Annotated in this window: 18 protein-coding genes; 12 read left to right on the top strand and 6 right to left on the bottom strand. The window is 63.7% G+C overall.

Features of this window, described 5'->3' with window-relative positions:
- Positions 1 to 58 precede the first annotated feature (58 nt).
- Positions 59 to 1675, bottom strand: coding sequence for an amino acid ABC transporter ATP-binding/permease protein (locus BV95_RS01190; protein WP_030091399.1), 1617 nt, complete (start codon positions 1673 to 1675; stop codon positions 59 to 61).
- The gene (gene cydD, locus BV95_RS01185; RefSeq protein WP_030091398.1) at positions 1672 to 3255 is read right to left on the bottom strand and encodes a thiol reductant ABC exporter subunit CydD; all 1584 of its coding nucleotides are present in this window, start codon (positions 3253 to 3255) and stop codon (positions 1672 to 1674) included. Before cydD ends, BV95_RS01190 begins: the two co-directional genes overlap by 4 nt.
- A 90-nt stretch (positions 3256 to 3345) precedes the next feature.
- Here cydD and BV95_RS01180 point away from each other — a divergent pair, with 90 nt between their 5' ends.
- The 6 genes from BV95_RS01180 (at position 3346) to BV95_RS01155 (ending at position 8023) form a co-directional block, all read left to right on the top strand.
- On the top strand, positions 3346 to 4932 hold the full coding sequence (locus BV95_RS01180) for a cytochrome ubiquinol oxidase subunit I (protein WP_030091397.1): 1587 nt from the start codon (positions 3346 to 3348) through the stop codon (positions 4930 to 4932).
- Positions 4933 to 4944: 12 nt separating this feature from the next.
- Positions 4945 to 6093, top strand: a complete 1149-nt coding sequence (gene cydB, locus BV95_RS01175) for a cytochrome d ubiquinol oxidase subunit II (RefSeq protein WP_030091396.1) — start codon at positions 4945 to 4947, stop codon at positions 6091 to 6093.
- A gap of 14 nt (positions 6094 to 6107) precedes the next feature.
- On the top strand, positions 6108 to 6218 hold the full coding sequence (cydX, locus tag BV95_RS22885; protein ID WP_030091395.1) for a cytochrome bd-I oxidase subunit CydX: 111 nt from the start codon (positions 6108 to 6110) through the stop codon (positions 6216 to 6218).
- Positions 6219 to 6230: 12 nt separating this feature from the next.
- Complete coding sequence (locus tag BV95_RS01165; protein WP_030091394.1) at positions 6231 to 7019, top strand: TlpA disulfide reductase family protein; 789 nt, start codon at positions 6231 to 6233, stop codon at positions 7017 to 7019.
- Between the two features lie 22 nt (positions 7020 to 7041).
- Positions 7042 to 7521, top strand: coding sequence for a Dps family protein (locus tag BV95_RS01160; protein ID WP_021246237.1), 480 nt, complete (start codon positions 7042 to 7044; stop codon positions 7519 to 7521).
- 85 nt (positions 7522 to 7606) lie between these two features.
- Positions 7607 to 8023 carry a ferritin-like domain-containing protein gene (locus BV95_RS01155; protein WP_030091393.1) on the top strand — a complete coding sequence of 139 codons (417 nt, stop codon included), beginning with the start codon at positions 7607 to 7609 and terminating at the stop codon, positions 8021 to 8023.
- 233 nt (positions 8024 to 8256) lie between these two features.
- Here the strand turns inward: BV95_RS01155 and zapE are convergent, their stop codons facing one another.
- From zapE to BV95_RS01140, 3 genes are all read right to left on the bottom strand, one after another.
- Complete coding sequence (gene zapE, locus BV95_RS01150; protein ID WP_234703077.1) at positions 8257 to 9450, bottom strand: cell division protein ZapE; 1194 nt, start codon at positions 9448 to 9450, stop codon at positions 8257 to 8259.
- An 85-nt stretch (positions 9451 to 9535) separates the two neighbouring features.
- A complete protein-coding gene (locus BV95_RS01145; protein WP_051743820.1) occupies positions 9536 to 9973 on the bottom strand; it encodes a DUF983 domain-containing protein in 438 nt (145 codons plus the stop codon).
- 46 nt (positions 9974 to 10019) lie between these two features.
- The gene (locus tag BV95_RS01140; RefSeq protein WP_030091390.1) at positions 10020 to 11597 is read right to left on the bottom strand and encodes a phosphoenolpyruvate carboxykinase; all 1578 of its coding nucleotides are present in this window, start codon (positions 11595 to 11597) and stop codon (positions 10020 to 10022) included.
- Between the two features lie 408 nt (positions 11598 to 12005).
- Here BV95_RS01140 and BV95_RS01135 point away from each other — a divergent pair, with 408 nt between their 5' ends.
- The 6 genes from BV95_RS01135 to BV95_RS01110 all read left to right on the top strand — a co-directional run bounded on the left by BV95_RS01135 (position 12006) and on the right by BV95_RS01110 (position 16923).
- On the top strand, positions 12006 to 12320 hold the full coding sequence (locus tag BV95_RS01135; RefSeq protein ID WP_030091389.1) for a helix-turn-helix domain-containing protein: 315 nt from the start codon (positions 12006 to 12008) through the stop codon (positions 12318 to 12320).
- Positions 12317 to 13993 (top strand): SulP family inorganic anion transporter, encoded by a 1677-nt coding sequence (locus tag BV95_RS01130; protein WP_037446394.1) that lies wholly within the window; start codon positions 12317 to 12319, stop codon positions 13991 to 13993. The genes BV95_RS01135 and BV95_RS01130 overlap by 4 nt, the downstream gene beginning before the upstream one ends.
- A 52-nt stretch (positions 13994 to 14045) precedes the next feature.
- Entirely contained in the window at positions 14046 to 15242 is a 1197-nt protein-coding gene (gene bktB / locus BV95_RS01125; RefSeq protein WP_030090341.1) for a beta-ketothiolase BktB, read from the top strand.
- A gap of 9 nt (positions 15243 to 15251) precedes the next feature.
- Positions 15252 to 15944 (top strand): DUF1275 family protein, encoded by a 693-nt coding sequence (locus tag BV95_RS01120; protein WP_030090340.1) that lies wholly within the window; start codon positions 15252 to 15254, stop codon positions 15942 to 15944.
- A 28-nt stretch (positions 15945 to 15972) separates the two neighbouring features.
- Positions 15973 to 16278 (top strand): alkylphosphonate utilization protein, encoded by a 306-nt coding sequence (locus BV95_RS01115; protein WP_030090339.1) that lies wholly within the window; start codon positions 15973 to 15975, stop codon positions 16276 to 16278.
- 96 nt (positions 16279 to 16374) lie between these two features.
- Positions 16375 to 16923 carry a cytochrome b gene (locus BV95_RS01110; protein ID WP_030090338.1) on the top strand — a complete coding sequence of 183 codons (549 nt, stop codon included), beginning with the start codon at positions 16375 to 16377 and terminating at the stop codon, positions 16921 to 16923.
- Positions 16924 to 17019: 96 nt separating this feature from the next.
- Here the strand turns inward: BV95_RS01110 and BV95_RS01105 are convergent, their stop codons facing one another.
- A complete protein-coding gene (locus tag BV95_RS01105) occupies positions 17020 to 17646 on the bottom strand; it encodes a Tll0287-like domain-containing protein (protein ID WP_030090337.1) in 627 nt (208 codons plus the stop codon).
- Positions 17647 to 17649 lie beyond the last annotated feature (3 nt).

Genomic DNA, 17649 nt, shown 5'->3' with positions numbered 1-17649 from the left:
GATTTGATTACGCGCGCCAAATCGATCCGCCCCCAGGCCAGCTACAGATATCCCTATATTAGCGGCGATCCTTCAAGTTGATTGTTCGACCCTTGCCGACGAGACTCAAGAAAATCGGTCGATGACTCACCACCACGACTCCGGTCCCTGTCTCGCGAAGCCACGCGTCGAGGTGGCCCGCAAGCCGCGCCTCCGTCGCCATGTCCAACCCCTCGCTCGGCTCGTCGAGCAGCAGCCACGGCCTGCCGGCAAGCAAGGCGCGGGCGATCGACAACCGCTTGCGCTGGCCGCCCGACAACCGCGCTCCGCCGTCGCCGACCCATTGGTCAAGCCCATGCGGCATCGCGCGAATATCGACAGCGAGGCAGGCGACTTCCAGCGCCGCCCAAAGCCGTTCGTCGCTGAGGCCGGGGCGCGCCACACGCAAATTGTCGCGGATGGTTCCCGACAGGAGCTGGGCATCCTGGGGCGAGAGCGCGAATGCCGCTCGCACGTCCTCGGACGGCAGGGAAGCAAGAAGCTGGTCATCAAGAGCAATGCCGCAATGCTCGCCAGCGGGCCGAATACCAGCGAGCGTTTCCAGAAGGCTGGTCTTGCCGCTGCCGGATTTGCCTGAAATCCCCAAGCGCTCGCCCGCCATGATCCGGATATTCATGCCGTCCCGGTCAAAGGCAATGGTCCGCGCGGGCGCCATGGATGCCGTCGCCTTTCGGACAGGCGCAGACGGTTGACCCGCCATGCCCTCCAATCGCGAGAGGGCGGCCGCGACCAGCGCGCCGCGCGACACCCCGCGCACATAGCCGGAAAGCGCTTCGATCGCGCCCGCCGCCGCCAGCACGGCAAGGACCGTCACCGGCAGGGAGGCATGGGAGAAGATCAGCATCGCGCCCATGGCGATGCCCCCACCCAACACGAGGCCCGCATCGATGATCGCTTCGCCGCGCGCGAACCGAGGTCGCGCGCTGTCCAACTCGGCCGTCTCGACCGCGAGGCTTCGCCCGATCGCCGGAGCGAGATCGTAGGCAAGGATTTCGGGCGAAGCGGCGGCATAGTCCACCATGCTCGCCTTGAGCCGCGCCAGCGCCTCCGCCATATCGGTCGCGGCGCTCGCCAGCAGGCGGGGGGTCGCCAGATGCGCCCAGAGGACAAGACCGGCAAGCAACGCCAGCAAGGCAAGGCTCGTCCAGGGGCTGGCCAGCCACGCAAGGGCAAGGCCGATGGCAGCGCCGGCGAACGCGGCGGGCAATGCCGGCTTACGGACCAGATTGTCCTCCAGCGCGCCGATGTCCTGCACGAGCCGCGTCACGGCATCGCCCGCCGATACGGCCCGCACGTCGCGCACCGACAGGATGCGGTCGAACAGGCGCGCGCGAACCGCGGCGAGCGCCATCAAGGCCGCGCGGTGGCCATAGAGCCGTTCGCCGTAACGCGCCGTCGTCCTTACGATCGCGAGCAGCCTGATCATCGCGCTCGGCACCAGGTAGTTGAAACCCTGCGCGGCCAACACGCCGCCCAGCCCGGCCAGTGCCGCGCCGGTGATGAACCATCCAGACAGGCCCAGCAGCAGGACCGCGGCGATTGTCGCAGCGGAGGCAAGCAAGCCCGCGATTCGGAAGGCGCGGCGTTCGGGGCCGATAGCTTCAGCGAGCAGCAGGTCCATATCCGCGCGGCTCATGAAAGCACCATTTCTTTGGTGGCGATCGCGGCCAGCTCGGCGCTGTGCGTCACTATCAGGACCGTGCGGCCCTTTGCGGCGGACGCCAGTATCCCGGCGATGTCGGCCGCCGATCCCGCGTCGAGATCCGCGGTCGGTTCGTCGAGCAGCCAGAGCGGCGCGTCCTTGAGCAACACGCGCGCGATGCCGACGCGCCGGCGTTCCCCACCGGACAGGCCCGACCCGCGATGATCGAGCGGCAAGGCCAATCCCTGTCCGCGCGCTTCGATCATCGGCCCAAGGCCTGCCAGATGGGCCACGGCTTCGACTGCCGCATCGTCGGCATCGGGACGCGCAAGACGGATATTGTCGGCCAGCGTGCCCGGGACGAACGCAACCGTCTGGCCCGCCCAGCCGACATGGCCGGGAAGCGCAACCTCGGCCGCATCCCGGCCGTCAACCAGAATCCGTCCCCCACCAATGGGGGCCAGCCCCAGCAGCGCATGGAGCAGGCTCGATTTGCCGACCCCGGTGCTTCCGCGCAGGGCAAGGCTGGTGCCCGCCGGGATATCCAGCGTGAAGGGACCGATGGCCGTCTCGCCATAGTCGATCACCACGCCGTCAAAGCGCAGCGCTGGCGGCCCTTCGATCGCGGGTTTCGGCGCGGGCGGAGAAGCGGGCGCGAGCGCTTCAAGGCGTTCCACCGCAGCCTCCCCGACCTGCTTGTCGTGATAGGCGGCGGCAAGGCGGCGCATGGGAAGATAGAATTCCGGCGCGAGGACAAGAACAAACAGGGCTTGGCCCAGGGTCAGCTTTTCGGGAGCCGGAAAGGGCAGGATGCCGAGCAGGTTGAAGCCGCAATAGAGCGCGACCAGCGCCACCGACAGCGCCGCGAAGAACTCGATGATCGCGCTCGACACGAAGGCGACCTTGAGCACATCGATCGTGCGCGCGGCGACCTCGCGGGTAGCGTCGGCAAGGTGGCGGCCGATACGGTCCTGCGCGGCGAAGGCGACGATCACCGGGAGCGCGCGCACCCGGTCGACGAACAGGCCCGACAGGCGACTCAGCGCATCGAGCTGGCGCGCGGCGGCCCGCGCGGCCGCCGTTCCTGCGAGCGCCATGCCCATGGCAAAGGGAATCAGCGTCGCGAGCATGATCACGCCGGCGACCCAGCTCCCAAATACGGCAGCAATCGCGATTATGAGCGGGGACAGGACCGCGGCGCGGCGCAGCGGCAGGAAGCGGGCATGGAAGCCGCCCAGGTCCTCGATCCGGTCGACGGCATCGGCGACCGCCTCGCCCAGCATCCGGCGATCCCCCGGCGCGGCGACGAGAATGCCTGGATACACCCGCTGGCGCCAGTTCGTCTTGACGCGCATAGCAGCCGCTTCGCCGGCGTTGGTCGCACCGATCTGCATCCCGGCGCGAAGCAGGGCGGCGGCTATCAGTCCGCCCGCGGCAAGCGCAAGATGGCCCTGCCCCGCCCCTTGCTCCATTGATGCCACGGCTCCGGCCAGCGCCGCCGCCATGAGGATCGCCGCGCCGCTGTCGCCGATCCAGAAAAGGGCCGCAGCCTGTCTATCTAACGGGTTGCTCATATACTCAATTACGAGTAACGAATAATCATAATCTTTTCAACCGACTCAGGACACCCATGGAAGCCGGGCCGGAACGCAAGGAGTCTTGCCATGGACATGGCTGTGATCGAGCTTTCACGCCTCCAATTCGCCCTGACGGCTCTCTACCATTTCCTGTTCGTCCCCCTGACGCTCGGCCTCTCCTTCATCCTCGTCATCATGGAGAGCATCTATGTGATGACGGGCCGTGAGATCTGGCGCACCGTCACGCGCTTCTGGGGCAAGCTGTTCGGTATCAACTTCGTGCTGGGCGTCGCTACCGGCATTACCATGGAATTCCAGTTCGGCACCAACTGGTCCTACTATTCGCATTATGTCGGCGACATCTTCGGCGCGCCGCTCGCCATCGAAGGGCTGATGGCCTTCTTCCTCGAAGCGACGTTCGTGGGCCTCATGTTCTTCGGATGGGACAAGCTGTCCAGGGTCGGGCATCTGCTCACCACCTTCATGGTGGCTCTCGGCTCGAACCTATCGGCGCTGTGGATCCTCGTCGCCAATGGCTGGATGCAGAATCCGGTGGGATCGCGCTTCAATCCCGAAACGATGCGGATGGAAGTCTCCGACTTCATGGCGGTGCTGTTCAATCCGGTCGCGCAGGCGAAGTTCGTCCATACGGTGAGCGCGGGCTATGTCTGCGCCTCCGTTTTCGTGCTGGGCGTCTCGGCCTGGTATCTGCTCAAGGGCAAGTGGGTCGCGGTCGCGCGGCGCAGCTTCACGGTCGCCGCCGCCTTCGGCCTTGCCTCGTCGCTGTCGGTCGTCGTGCTCGGCGACGAAAGCGGCTACGCGCTGACCGATAACCAGAAGATGAAGCTCGCCGCGCTCGAGGCCATGTGGCACACTGAGCCCGCGCCCGCGGGCATTGCCGTTGTCGGCTTTCCCAGCGTCGCCGACCGCGAGACCTATTTCGAGGTCAAGATCCCCTATGTGCTCGGTCTCATCTCCACGCGCAGCCTGACGGGCGAAGTCTCCGGCATCTTCGAACTGGTCGCCAGGGCGCAGGACCGCATCGAGAACGGCATCAAGGCCTATGATGCGGTGGAAAAGCTGAAGGTGGACCAGAAGGACATGGTCGCGCGCGAGGCATTCGAGGAAGCCAAGGCCGATCTTGGCTATGCCCTGCTGCTGAAACGCTTCGTCGCCGATCCGCGGCAAGCCACGCCCCAGGACATCGAAAAGGCCGCATGGTCGACCGTGCCCAATGTCCCGGTGATGTTCTGGGTGTTCCGGGTGATGGCCGGCCTCGGCTTCTTCTTCATCGCCTTCTTCGGCGCCGCCTTCTGGATGGCTTCGATCCGCAAGCTGAACTGCGACAGCCGCTTCTGCCGCACCTTCCTGCGCGCGGCGGTCTGGGTCATCCCGCTGCCGTGGATCGCCATCGAATTTGGCTGGATCCTGGCCGAGATCGGCCGCCAGCCCTGGGCGATCGATGGCGTTCTGCCGACGTTCCTTGCCGCCTCGAGCCTGACCGTCGCGCAGCTCTGGACGACGATCATCGGGTTCACGGTGATCTATGGCGCGCTCGCCGTCATCGAAGTGCGGCTGATGCTGGCGGCAATCCGCAAGGGACCGGACCAGCATCGGCCTCCGGCGCCATCCCCCGAAACCCACAGCGGCTACGCGCCCATCCCTGCCGAATAAGGAGAACAGGTCATGGCACCTCCCATCGACTATGAAACGCTCCGGCTGATCTGGTGGCTGCTGATGGGCGTCCTCCTGATCGGCTTCACTCTCACCGACGGCTTCGACCTCGGCACCGCCGCGCTGCTGCCCTTCGTCGCGAAGACCGACGCCGAACGGCGTCTCGTCATCAACTCGATCGGCGCGACCTGGGAAGGCAACCAGGTCTGGTTCATCCTCGGCGGCGGCGCGATCTTCGCGGCCTGGCCGTTCGTCTATGCGGTCAGCTTCTCGGGCTTCTATCTGGCCATGTTCCTCGTCCTCGCCGCGCTCATCCTGCGGCCCGTGGGCTTCAAATACCGCTCGAAGAAGCCCGATGCCACATGGCGCTCGCGCTGGGATTGGGCGCTGTTCGTCGGCGGGTTCGTGCCTGCGCTGGTGTTCGGCGTCGCGGTCGGCAATGTCCTGACCGGCATCCCCTTCCGGCTCGATAGCGATCTGCGCTCCTTCTACGAGGGCAGCCTGCTCGGCCTGTTCCATCCGTTCTCGCTGGTCGCCGGGCTGCTCTCGGTCGCCATGATCGTGCTGCACGGCGCGAGCTGGCTTGCGATCAAGATCGAACGCGGCGTCGTGCATGACCGCGCGCGCGCCTTCGGCAAGGTCGCGGCGGTCGCGTCGATCCTGCTGTTCGCGCTGGGCGGGGTCATGGTCGCGAAAATGGGCATGGGCTTCCGCCTGACCCATGCGGCCGATCCGCTCGGCCCGTCCAATCCGCTGCTGTCGGGAACGGTCGCGGCGCCGGGGGCCTGGCTCAACAATTATGGCGCCCATCCCTGGATGCTGATCGCCCCGATCCTCGGCTTCGCGGGGCCGCTGCTGGCGTGGATCGGCATCCGCAAGGGCCGCGAGGTTCTGGCCTTTGGCGGCTCATCGATCGGCGCGATCGGCATCATCGCGACCGTGGGCCTCTCGATGTTCCCGTTCATCCTGCCCAGTTCGATCGACCCGGCCTCGAGCCTGACGGTCTGGAACGCCTCGTCCAGCCATGTGACTTTGTTCATCATGCTGGCCGTGACGGTGATCTTCCTGCCGATCATCCTGCTCTACACCGCCTGGGTCTACAAGGTCCTGTTCGGCCGCATCACGCTGCGCGATGTCGACACCAACCCCGACTATTACTGAAAGGACGACTTTCCATGTGGTATTTCAGTTGGATTCTGGGCGTGGGCCTCGCCGTCGGGTTCGGTATCCTCAACGGCATGTGGCATGAATTCCACGCCGATCCCGATGAGGACATTGCGGCCTGACCGCGACGGATCATGATTGCCATCGGCCCTCTCGCGCTCGCGTTGGAACGGCTGTTCGCGATTCTCGGGATCATCGCCTTCCTGGCGGCGGCGAACTGGATAGGCCGCCGTCGCGGCGTGGATTGCGATACGGCCGCGTGGCGGGCATTGCTCGCTGGCCTCGTTGCAGCTCGCGCGGGTTTTGTGGCGCAGAACTGGCATGCCTTCGCCATCGAACCCGCAACCATCCTCTATGTCTGGCAAGGAGGTTTCTCGCCGCTCCCCGGTCTGGTGACTGCCGCAATCGTGCTGGGCGTGTCACTACGGCGATCTCGCGCCCTAGCACCTTTGACACTCGTCTTCGCGGGCTGCGTCGCGGTCACATCCGGCGCCACGGCAGCGGCCCTTGCCTCGGCGCAGCGACCTCTACCGCAAGGAATCGTTCTCCAGTCGCTGGACAGCGGAACGAGCCTGCTCGACGATCGCCGGGGCAAGCCGTTCGTCGTCAATCTCTGGGCAACCTGGTGCCCGCCGTGCCAGCGTGAAATGCCGATGATGGTCGTAGAAGCGGCACACTCGGCCGTGCCGATCCTGCTTGTCAATCAGGGCGAGGATGCAGACAACGTACGTGCGTGGCTGGACAGCAAGCGCCTTGAAGCGGCGCACGTCCATCTCGACCGCGACCTGCGCATAGCTGCCGCGACCGGCTCGGCCGGGCTTCCCGCGACGCTGTTCGTCGACAGCAAAGGCGTGATCCGTGCGCTCCATGTCGGTGAAATCTCGCGGGCCGCCCTGCTCGCGGGACTACGCGATCTGAAGTAGAGTTTCGATCAAGGAGAAGACCATGACCAGACAAGTGAATATTGGAATCGGCGAGGAAGATCGGGTTGCGATTTGCGAAGGCCTGAGCCGCCTCCTGGCGGACACCTACACTCTCTATCTGACCTCGCACAACTTTCACTGGAACGTGACCGGGCCGATGTTCAACAGCCTCCATGCCATGTTCATGACGCAATATACCGAGTTGTGGAACGCGATCGACCCGATCGCCGAACGCATCCGCTCGCTCGGACAGCCCGCACCCGGTTCCTACGCGCAGTTCGCCAAACTCAGTTCCCTGCCCGACGCGCCGGAAGTGCCGCCGAAGGCGCTCGACATGGTCGACATCCTCGCCAAGGGGCATGAAGCGGCCGCCCGCACGGCGCGCACGCTGTTCCCTCTGGTCGAGAAGGCGAGCGACGAGCCGACCGCGGACCTGCTCACCCAACGGATCGGCGTGCATGAGCAGGCCGCATGGATGCTGCGCGCCCTGCTCGAAGAGTAAGACACGCTCAACGACTGGCCCCGGCCGCGCAATCTCTGCGAGGCCGGGGCCGTTAGCGAACTGCCGCCATTGAAAGGACGAGACCTTGGCTACGTCAAAGCTGGCAAACATCCTCCTCGATGCGCTCGAAGACGAGCGGAAGGCGGAGGCGACCTATGCCGCCGTGATCGAAAAGTTCGGCCCTGTCCGGCCCTTTTCCAACATCATAGAGGCCGAACAGCGCCATGCCGCCGCACTTGAGCGCCAGCTTGCCCGGCTGGGCATCGACGTACCGCCCGATCCATGGACGGGGAAAGTGGCGGCACCAGCTTCTCTCGCGCAGGCTTGCGAAAGCGCGGTCCAGGGCGAGATCGAGAATATCGCGCTTTACGACCGGCTGATCCCGATGGTCGACGACCCCGCGGCGCGCCAGGTGATGGAAAACCTGCAGGCCGCCTCGCGCGAGCGCCACCTTCCAGCTTTCAGGCAATGCCTGGAGCGGGAACGCGATCGCCGTTCGTGACGGCCTCCCTCAATCGCGATCACTCAGGCACAGGCTGCTTTTGGGATCCGTAATCGACGGTGGATGGCATCGACAGAGGGCGCGAGGCATGACCTGTCGGCGTCAGCGCCTTTGGCGTTCCTCGAACAGCTGCGCTTTCTCGTACATTTCCTTCGCCTCGGCGAGGCACACATCACGTCTGTTCAGATAGACATCGCTGTTTCGGACTGCCGGCTTGAGATCCGGTTTCGGAATCATTCCATAAGCCTTTGTGTTCTCGATGGACGCTGAACCTCGGCGAGCGCGACCTCGTCGCTCACTCCATGACCGCGGGCGAGATAGTCCTGCGATCCCATTTCGTTGAGGCGCGAGATCGTCCGCTCGAACTCGAAGGCGTCGTCTGCCGCGCAATACAGCGCGTCGGGTTCGCGATCGGCGGAAGCCAGCAGCTTGACGCCATTTTCATAGAAGGCGTCGATCAGTGTCTTGAATCGCGCCGCTTCCGATTTCCGGTTTGCGTCGAGAACGGGGATCCCGACCAGGATCACGGTGTGATAGCGGTAGGCCAATGCAAGATAATCGGGAATGCCGCGCGGTTCGCCGCATAGCCGCTTGAATGAGAAGACGGCCACGCCTTTCAGCGACTTGGGCACGAACAGTTCTCGTCCGCCCTTGATTGCCAGTGTTTCGGAGGGAACATGCTCCCGGTCCTCGACCGGAAAATCGGTCAACCGGAAGAACGCCCGGCTCAGGGCTTCCGTCGCCGCATCGCCATTGGGCACGTGCCAGGTCTGGAACCCTCCAAGGCGCTGCATGCGATAGTCAGTCGGCCCATCCAGGGTGAGCACATCGAGCCGATCCTTGAGGAGCGCGATGAATGGCAGAAAATGTTCGCGGTTGAGGCCGTTCTTGTAGAGGTCCTGAGGCGGCCGGTTGGATGTAGCGACCACGGTAACGCCATGTCCGATGATCCGGGTAAACAGCCTCGACAGGATCATCGCGTCAGCCGAATTGGTTACGATCATTTCGTCGAAGGCGATCAGCCGCGCTTCGGCCGCGATGGCATCGGCGACCGGCAATATCGGATCGCCGGTCTCCTTGGCGCGTTCGGAGCGTAGCCGGTCATGCACCTCCTGCATGAACTCGTGGAAGTGGACGCGCCGTTTCCCGGCGATCTCGACGCAGTCGAAGAAGAGATCCATCAGCATCGATTTGCCGCGGCCGACCCCTCCCCAGAGATAGACTCCCCGCACGGGATCGGGTTTGCGCCTGACGAAACGCGACAGGAGGCCCTGACGGCGCGCCTGTGCTTCCAATTCCGCAACCGCCTTGCCGAAACGCAGAGCGACCTGCCGCTGGGCGTCGTCAGGGCGCAGCTGACCCGTTGAAATGGCGTTCACGTAACGCGTCAGGACTTTGCTCTGAGGCAAGACAAAGTTCTCCGGCAAAAAGTTGAATTTGAGAAGTCGCGCATCGGCCCGACAGCCTCATACCCTGGTCAATCTCGAGACTGGCCACGGCCGAAGCTGAAGATCATGTATCGGCGTCGTCCGGAATTGCTCCCGGGCGTTCCCTGCGAAACCCATGCATGCCGAACCACCACTGCAAGGCAATGATGGCTCCCTTGGCGGGCTGAAGCAGCCCGACCATCAGGAGCAACGCCAACGGAAGCAGGATCGCCATCAACATCGGCACGGACATTTCCGCGCGACTGGTCACGGCGATAATGAGCGGCGCCATCAGATGCCCCGTCACGAAGATCGAGACATAGGCCGGGAAATCATCAGCTTGCTGATGCGTCCAGTCCTGGCCGCATTGCGGGCAATGAGGGATCGGTTTCAGGAACCGCATGAACAGGCGCGCCTCGCCGCACCGGGGGCATCGCCCGCGCAACCCGCGCAGGATCGCGGCCCAACCTGTGACCGGCAAGACAAGCTTGCCGGTTACCGATCCCTGTTCATGAGCGGGCATGGATTCTGGCTTTTCGTGAAACTTGTCAAAGGGGAACCGGATGAGGTCAGGCATCGAACCATCCGGGAGGGGCCGCCGCGCGGATGCTTTCGTCGACATGAGCGACAAACTGCGTGAAGTTGCGCTTGAAGCGGTCGACCAGGGAACGCGCCGTGCCGTCATAGGCGGCCCCATCAGCCCAGGTGGAACGCGGGTCGAGAATACTCGAATCCACACCCTCTACAGCAACGGGGACCACGAAGCCGAAGTTGGGATCGGTGCGGAACTGTGCGCCTTCGAGAGTCCCGGAAAGCGCAGCATTGAGCAGTGCGCGCGTCACCTTGATCGGCATCCGCGATCCCGTTCCATATTGGCCGCCGGTCCAGCCGGTGTTGACCAGCCAGCAATCGACATTCCCCGCGGCGATACGCTTGCGAAGCAGATTGCCGTAGACGCTGGGATGCCGCGGCATGAACGGCGCGCCAAAGCAGGTCGAGAACGTCGCTTCGGGTTCGGTGACACCGAGTTCGGTGCCCGCGACCTTGGCTGTGTAGCCGGACAGGAAATGATACATCGCCTGTTCGGGCGTTAGCTTCGCGATGGGCGGGAGCACGCCGAAGGCATCGGCCGTCAGCATGATGATGTTCTTCGGCACCGGCCCCATGTTCTCGGCGGAGGCATTGGGGATGAAGTGGATCGGATAGGCGCCCCTGCTGTTCTCGGCGAGCGAGGCGTCGTCGAGGTCGAGTGCGCGGGTTTCCGGATCCATGACGACATTCTCGAGGATCGTACCGAAGCGGCGGGTGGTCGCATGGATTTCAGGCTCCGCCTCGGCCGAGAGACGGATCATCTTGGCGTAGCAGCCGCCTTCGAAATTGAAGACGGCGCTGTCCGACCAGCCATGCTCGTCGTCGCCGATCAGCGTGCGCGAAACATCAGCGGACAAAGTGGTCTTGCCGGTGCCCGAGAGGCCGAAGAAGATCGCGGTGTCGCCATCGGGACCGATGTTCGCCGAACAATGCATCGGCATGACGCCCTTTTGCGGCAGCACATAGTTCAGCACCGAGAACACCGCCTTCTTCATCTCGCCGGCATAGCCGGTGCCGCCGATCAGGATCAGCCGGTGGGTGAAATCGATCGCGATGATGGTTTCCGACCGGCAGCCATGGCGTTCGGGATCGGCGCGGAAGCCGGGCAAGTCGATGATGGTGTAATCCGCCGTGAAATGCGTGAGTTCATCCGCCGTCGGCCTAACCAGCATGGTGCGCACGAAATGCGAGTGCCAGGCCAGTTCCGTGACGACCCGGACTCCGACACGGAATTCCGGCTGCGAGCCGCCGAACAGATCCTGGACGAAGACGTCGTCGAGTGCGGCAAGATGCTTGAGGAAATCCTCGCGCAGATTGGCGAAGGCTTCTTCCGACATCGGCTTGTTGGAAGCCCCCCACCAGACATCATCCCTGGTGACCTCATCACGGACGATGAATTTGTCCTGGGCCGAACGGCCGGTATGTTTTCCGGTTTCAACCACGAAGGCGCCATGCTCGGACAGGCGGCCTTCACCGCGCCGCAAGGCGATCTCGACGAGTTCGGGCGTATCGAGATTTTCGTGAAGCGTCCCACCGGATTTGACCGTGATGTCCAAAGCTGCGGGGATCTGCGTGATTTTGCTGTGTGGCCTTTCGGATCGGGTTGGAAGGAAGCAGGCGGATCGGGCGTCGCCCGAACCTGTTCCGACGGGAAGTTTCAGCCTGAGCTTCGGGCGCCGAAGACGATCGGGTTGCGACACCGGACTCGCCGCCGCCGGGGCATCCGATGGCGGCGCCTGTCGACCTGCACCTTTGCGGCGGTGCTTTTTCTCCACGATCATTTGCTCATCTCCGATCTGGAGGCTCGAAGGTCGCAGCCCTCAAGACCATCGGCTTTCTCAGACGCGGAAATACCTCACCCCGACAAAGCGCGTGTGATCGATTATCCGGTACAATGCACATATACAACTCCCTCCTAATTTGTTAAGAGTGATATTTGATGTATTAAACATCATGGAGCCAACATGATCACGTCGCAGCAAATGCGCGCCGCGCGCGCCCTCCTCGGACTTGATCAACGCCAGCTCGCCGCGCTGGCCGGCCTCTCCCTGCCGACCATCCAGCGCATGGAATCATCCGATGGCCAAGTGCGCGGTGTGGTCGACACGCTGGTCAAGGTGATCACCGCGCTGGAAGGCGCAGGCATCGAACTGCTGGGCGAGAATGCGCCCAGCACGGGCGTGGGCCGCGGTGTGCGTCTGCGCGAAACGACCGCGGGAAAGTCCGGCGGCCAGGGGCAGTCGCTTCTCTATGACAAGGCGGAGGAACCGGTCAGGTGAGCGCGAAAGCCTATACGCCCAAGCTCATCACGACCTTGCGCGAAGGGTACACCGCTCAGACCTTCCGCGCCGACGCCATAGCGGGCCTGACGGTCGCGATCGTCGCGCTGCCTCTTGCCATGGCCCTGGGCATCGCCAGCGGCGCTTCTCCCGACAAGGGGCTTGTCACGGCCGTGGTGGCGGGGTTCCTGATTTCCGCGCTCGGCGGATCGCGGGTCCAGGTCGGCGGACCCACGGGCGCCTTTGTCGTCGTCATTTTCAATGTTATCGCCCAGCACGGCTATGATGGGCTGCTGATCGCGACGCTCCTGGCAGGCATCATCCTCATTGCCGCCGGTGCGTTTCGCCTCGGGCAGATGATCAAATTCATCCCCCATCCGGTCGTCACCGGATTCACCGCGGGGATCGCCGTTATCATTGCCTCGAGTCAGGTGAAGGACTTCCTCGGGCTCTCGATGACCGAGGTCCCGGCTGAGTTCCTGCCCAAATGGCAGTCCTATCTCGCCGCTCTGCCGAGCACCAGTTGGGCAACTCTAGGCGTCGGGGTCGGAGCACTTGCGACCATCATCGTGCTGCGCAAACTCGCGCCCAGACTGCCCGGGTTCCTGATCGCGGTCGTGGTAAGTTCCCTCGCCGTCGCTCTGCTCAAGCTCCCGGTCGACACTATCGGCTCCCGCTTCCCGGACATTCCTTCCGGCCTGCCGATGCCGTCCCTGCCGGAATTCACCTTCGCCAAGATCAATGCGGTGATGCCTTCGGCATTCACCATTGCATTTCTCGCCGGCATCGAAGCCCTGCTGTCGGCCGTCGTCGCCGATGGCATGGCCGGAACGCGGCATCGCTCCAACCAGGAATTGATCGGCCAGGGCGTCGCCAATATCGGATCCGCCCTGTTCGGTGGGCTACCCGCGACGGGCGCGATTGCGCGTACCGCCACCAATATCCGCTCCGGGGCCAGAACCCCGGTTGCCGGAATCATGCATGCCGTGTTCCTTCTTCTGTTCATCCTGTTCGCCACGGACCTGATGGCATTCGTACCCATGGCCGCGCTTGCCGCGATCCTGTTCATGGTCGCCTGGGGCATGAGTGAATATGAGCGGTTCATTGCCTTGCTGCACATGCCCAACAGCGACCGGGCCGTGCTGCTACTGACATTCGGCCTGACGGTACTGGTGGATCTCACCGTCGCAATCGGCGTCGGCGTAACTCTGGCCTCGCTCCTCTTCATGGCCCGCATGAGCGAGGCTGTCGAGGTCGACAGCAGCGGCCGGCAGGACATCGATCTCGATTCCGAAGACGTTCACCAGCGCGACGCGTTGCCGGAGGGTGTCGAGGTGTTCCGGATCACCGGCCCGTTCTTCTTCGGCGTAGCAGGCGAACTGCTCGATACGCTGCGCCGCGTCGGTCAGTCGCCCAAAGTCATCATCCTGCGCATGCGGCTCGTTCCCCTGCTCGATGCAAGCGGCGTCCAGGCGCTCGAACAGTTCATCGAACAAGCGCGCGTCGCCGGCGCAACGGTCGTGTTGTCCGGCGTGCAGCCGCAACCGAAGTCGATGCTTGCGCGCGTTCACCTGGAAGCTGGTTCGGACAAGCTTTTCTATGCCGCGGACTTCGCCAGCGCCCAGTCGCTCGCGGTCAGCTTGCTCGAAGCGCCCAAAACTCAGCCGCACTGATCGGCGCACCCTGCTGCGGTTCGGGCGAACATATTGTCGAAAGGAAGGAAATTTGAACGACGTCGTGATCCTGTCGGGTGTGCGCACCGCTATCGGGGATTTTGGAGGCAGCCTTAAGGACGTCGCGCCGTGGGAGCTTGGCCGCATCGTCATTGCCGAAGCCATCAAGCGGGCCGGAATCGAACCAGGCCATGTCGAGCATGTTGTCCTTGGCCAGGTCATTCAAAGCGAACCCAGCGATGCATATGTCTCGCGAATTGCCGCTATCGCGGCGGGGATTCCCGATCGGACCCCGGCGCTCACCCTGAACCGCCTTTGCGGATCGAGTGTGCAGGCGATTATTTCCGCCGCCCAAATGATCGCATTGGCCGAGTGTGACATCGCCGTTGCTGGCGGTGTCGAGAGCATGAGCCAATCCCCACACGTTCTCAAGGGCCTGCGCTGGGGGCGCAGGATGGGCGATGAAATGATGATCGACGCGATGAACGCGACGCTGAGCGATCCGTTCGGTGCAGGTCACATGGGGGTCACTGCCGAGAACGTTGCCGAACGTCATGGCATCACCCGGGCCGAGCAGGACGCGCTGGCGGCCGAAAGCCATCGCCGGGCAGCAAGAGCACAGCAGGAAGACCGTTTTCGCGAGCAGATCGTTTCCGTCGAGGTCAAGGGCCGTAGCGGCACCTTTATGTTCGAGGCCGACGAGCATGTGCGCACCGACGTTTCCAGCGAAGGCCTCGGCGCACTCACGCCCATCTTCCGCAAGGATGGCGGGACCGTAACGGCGGGCAACGCCAGCGGCATCAACGACGCTGGCGCGGCTCTGGTGCTGGCTTCCGCCGCCGCCGCCGAGAGACACGGCCTGACACCCCGCGCCAGGGTTGTAAGCTGGGGACATGCCGGTGTTGCCCCCGAAGTGATGGGGCTCGGTCCCGTCGAAGCCGTGCCCATCGCCCTCAAGCGGGCCGGACTATCGCTTGACGACATCGACGTGATCGAGGCGAACGAGGCTTTTGCCGCGCAGGCTTGCGCGGTCGCCAAACTGCTCGATTTCCCGCCCGAGAAGGTCAATCCCAATGGCAGCGGCATTGGACTTGGGCATCCCGTCGGGGCAACCGGCGCCATCATCACCATCAAGGCGCTTTACGAGCTCGAGCGTATTGGCGGCCGCTACGGGCTTGTGACCATGTGCATTGGCGGCGGACAAGGCATTGCACTCGTGATCGAGCGATTGCCGAGCCAGGATGCGTAAGAGGCGAGCATGAGCGAACCGGATCGGACAGGCAGACGGCCCAGCTCCCTGGATATCGGCAGAGCGCAGCGCGCGCTGGTCCAACTGGCCGCCATGCTGGCGGCCCTTGCCGGCGCGATCAATGCAGCCGGCTTTCTGGCATTCGGGCACGTCTTCCTTGCCTCGCCCGAGGCCAACGCCACTGTTCTGGGCACGAGCCTTCCCGGTGGCTTTGGTATCACGAAATTTGTGGGCGGAATGATCTTCAGCTTCGTGGGGGGTGTGGTCCTCACGACCTTGATTACGCACTGGCTAGGCCGGTACCGGCGCACAATCGCGCTCGTTTGTACCGCAATCGCGTTGGCCGCCGCCTATCTGACATTCCTCTCGCATCTGGCGATCATCCCGGCCGTGCTGATCGCGATGGCCATGGGTAGTGCTCATTGCACTTTTGAGAGGGATGATCCCGACCTGCAGGAGGCTATTTCGCCCTCCACGCAGGTCGTGCGGTTCGGGGAGGCATTGGCCGGCGGACGGCATCACGCGAACTATCGCCAGCTTGGCTTGCATGCATCCTTTTGGCTGGTCTTCCTTATTGGCGGGCTTGCAGGCGCTGTTGCGTGGATCACGCTCGACGCCAGAGCCTTTGCCGTGGCTGCCCTCGTCGCCGCATTGCTGGCAATGCGCGCCTGGCTGATTGAACGCGATCTGTTCGGTGCCTGACGCACATTCCTGACCGATGGAGAACTCCATGAGCGAAGATGAATATGTCTACGATGAAGAATCCGGTGAATGGATGGCTGCATCCGAACTGAAGGAACGGCGCGCCACCGCGGACCGGATCGAAGTCCGCGATGCCGTGGGCAACCTGCTTGCCGACGGCGACCAGGTCACGTTGATCAAGGATCTGGTCGTCAAGGGCGCCGGCCAGACTCTGAGGCGGGGAACGCTGATAAAGTCGATCCGCCTCACGGATGACCCGCAGGAAATCGACTGCCGGTATGAAGGCATCAAAGGTTTGGTGCTTCGTGCGGAATTTGTCCGCAAGCGCAGCTGACCGGTTATTGCGGTTGTTCGGCGCAAAGCTTCTTGAGAAGGATCAAGGCATTTTTCTCATCTCGCTGGCAATATGAAAATTGATGGGAGGTTCGCCATGAGTACAACCGATATCCGTAACCGCTTCTCTTCCCTGTCGATCACTCTGCACTGGCTCATGGTGCTGCTGATCTCGGTCGTTTACGCTACCATTCTCCTGCGGGAGAACTATCCCAAGGGAACCGACATCCGCGAGGGGCTGAAAACCTGGCATTTCATACTCGGACTCACCGTTCTGGCGCTGGCGATCATCCGCCTGCTGGCACGCCTCAGCCAGCGCACCCCCCCGATCACGCCGGAACCGCCGTCATGGCAGACGCTTTTAGCCAATGCGACGCATCTCGCACTCTACGCGTTCATGCTGGCGATGCCCTTGGCGGGCTGGGTGATCCTGAGTGCGTCGGGCAAGCCGATTCCATTCTTCGGTCTGGAACTGCCGGCTCTTGTCGGCCAGAGCAAAGCCCTGGCGGGACAGATGAAGGATTGGCACGAGACAGTCGGGACCATCGGATATTTCCTGATCGGCTTTCACGCCCTTGCCGCTCTCTTCCATCATTACATCGTCAAGGATGATACCTTGCGCCGAATGCTGCCGGGCCGAACCTGATGGCAAAGCACTCTGGCGATCACGGCGCCGCTGAGCGGTAGGCGACAGCTGCCGCAGCGCTGTAAAATCGGGCCAGCGCAAGCGCGCGCAAGATCGTCATGGGTGCAGACCTCGCTGCGCGCCCTCCCCGCCTTTGATCGCACGCGCCAGGGCTGCCTCCTCCCACCGGATCGAAAAGGCGCCCCGAAGCTGGCCGGAAGCAAAACCCGTCGCCTGATCTGCGGGATAATGCGCGCGGATCGCCGCCATCACCTCCGGGGCGACATTCTCGCCATGGCAAGCGAGGCACATGGGCATGGTCGGTATGGCGCGCATATAGCGATATTGCCCGCCCTCATACGCCGACCAGCGCCTGGGCTTGCCGTCGACGCCAAACGGCGCGGCGGCCCAGCTCTCCATGACGCGGCGTTCGGTAGCGTCAGGACTGGCAGCGGGATTACGCGTGCGCAGCGCCGTGCGCCGGACGGTCGCTCCGCTTTCCTCGGAGATCTGCGCGGCGAGCGCGGGCGCTATGCTCGAACAGACGCTGATCGCGCCTTGCGGACCATCCGCCGCCATCGCGGCGGTCAGCGCGCTCAATAATTCCTTCTGGAAGCGGTCGGCCAGGATATCGGAGCGCGCTTGTGCCTCCTGCACCATCACCGCCGGATCCGACGGCGGCTCATTCGAGGCGCAAGCCCCGAGAGAGACCATGGACAGGAGCGGAAGGACGGCGCGTCGCATCGG

The sequence above is a fragment of the Sphingobium chlorophenolicum genome (genome assembly GCF_000722875.1).
Classification (GTDB): domain Bacteria; phylum Pseudomonadota; class Alphaproteobacteria; order Sphingomonadales; family Sphingomonadaceae; genus Sphingobium; species Sphingobium chlorophenolicum.
Note: the sequence above shows the minus strand (reverse complement) of the source record. Positions and strands in the feature narration are given on the sequence as shown.

What these genes read in the sequence shown, in the direction of transcription:
- BV95_RS01190 (WP_030091399.1), bottom strand. Translation starts at nt 1,675, where the DNA reads ATGAGCCGCGCGGATATGGACCTGCTGCTCGCTGAAGCTATCGGCCCC.
- cydD (WP_030091398.1), bottom strand. Translation starts at nt 3,255, where the DNA reads ATGAGCAACCCGTTAGATAGACAGGCTGCGGCCCTTTTCTGGATCGGC.
- BV95_RS01180 (WP_030091397.1), top strand. Translation starts at nt 3,346, where the DNA reads ATGGACATGGCTGTGATCGAGCTTTCACGCCTCCAATTCGCCCTGACG.
- cydB (WP_030091396.1), top strand. Translation starts at nt 4,945, where the DNA reads ATGGCACCTCCCATCGACTATGAAACGCTCCGGCTGATCTGGTGGCTG.
- cydX (WP_030091395.1), top strand. Translation starts at nt 6,108, where the DNA reads ATGTGGTATTTCAGTTGGATTCTGGGCGTGGGCCTCGCCGTCGGGTTC.
- BV95_RS01165 (WP_030091394.1), top strand. Translation starts at nt 6,231, where the DNA reads ATGATTGCCATCGGCCCTCTCGCGCTCGCGTTGGAACGGCTGTTCGCG.
- BV95_RS01160 (WP_021246237.1), top strand. Translation starts at nt 7,042, where the DNA reads ATGACCAGACAAGTGAATATTGGAATCGGCGAGGAAGATCGGGTTGCG.
- BV95_RS01145 (WP_051743820.1), bottom strand. Translation starts at nt 9,973, where the DNA reads ATGCCCGCTCATGAACAGGGATCGGTAACCGGCAAGCTTGTCTTGCCG.
- BV95_RS01135 (WP_030091389.1), top strand. Translation starts at nt 12,006, where the DNA reads ATGATCACGTCGCAGCAAATGCGCGCCGCGCGCGCCCTCCTCGGACTT.
- BV95_RS01120 (WP_030090340.1), top strand. Translation starts at nt 15,252, where the DNA reads ATGAGCGAACCGGATCGGACAGGCAGACGGCCCAGCTCCCTGGATATC.
- BV95_RS01115 (WP_030090339.1), top strand. Translation starts at nt 15,973, where the DNA reads ATGAGCGAAGATGAATATGTCTACGATGAAGAATCCGGTGAATGGATG.
- BV95_RS01110 (WP_030090338.1), top strand. Translation starts at nt 16,375, where the DNA reads ATGAGTACAACCGATATCCGTAACCGCTTCTCTTCCCTGTCGATCACT.
- BV95_RS01105 (WP_030090337.1), bottom strand. Translation starts at nt 17,646, where the DNA reads ATGCGACGCGCCGTCCTTCCGCTCCTGTCCATGGTCTCTCTCGGGGCT.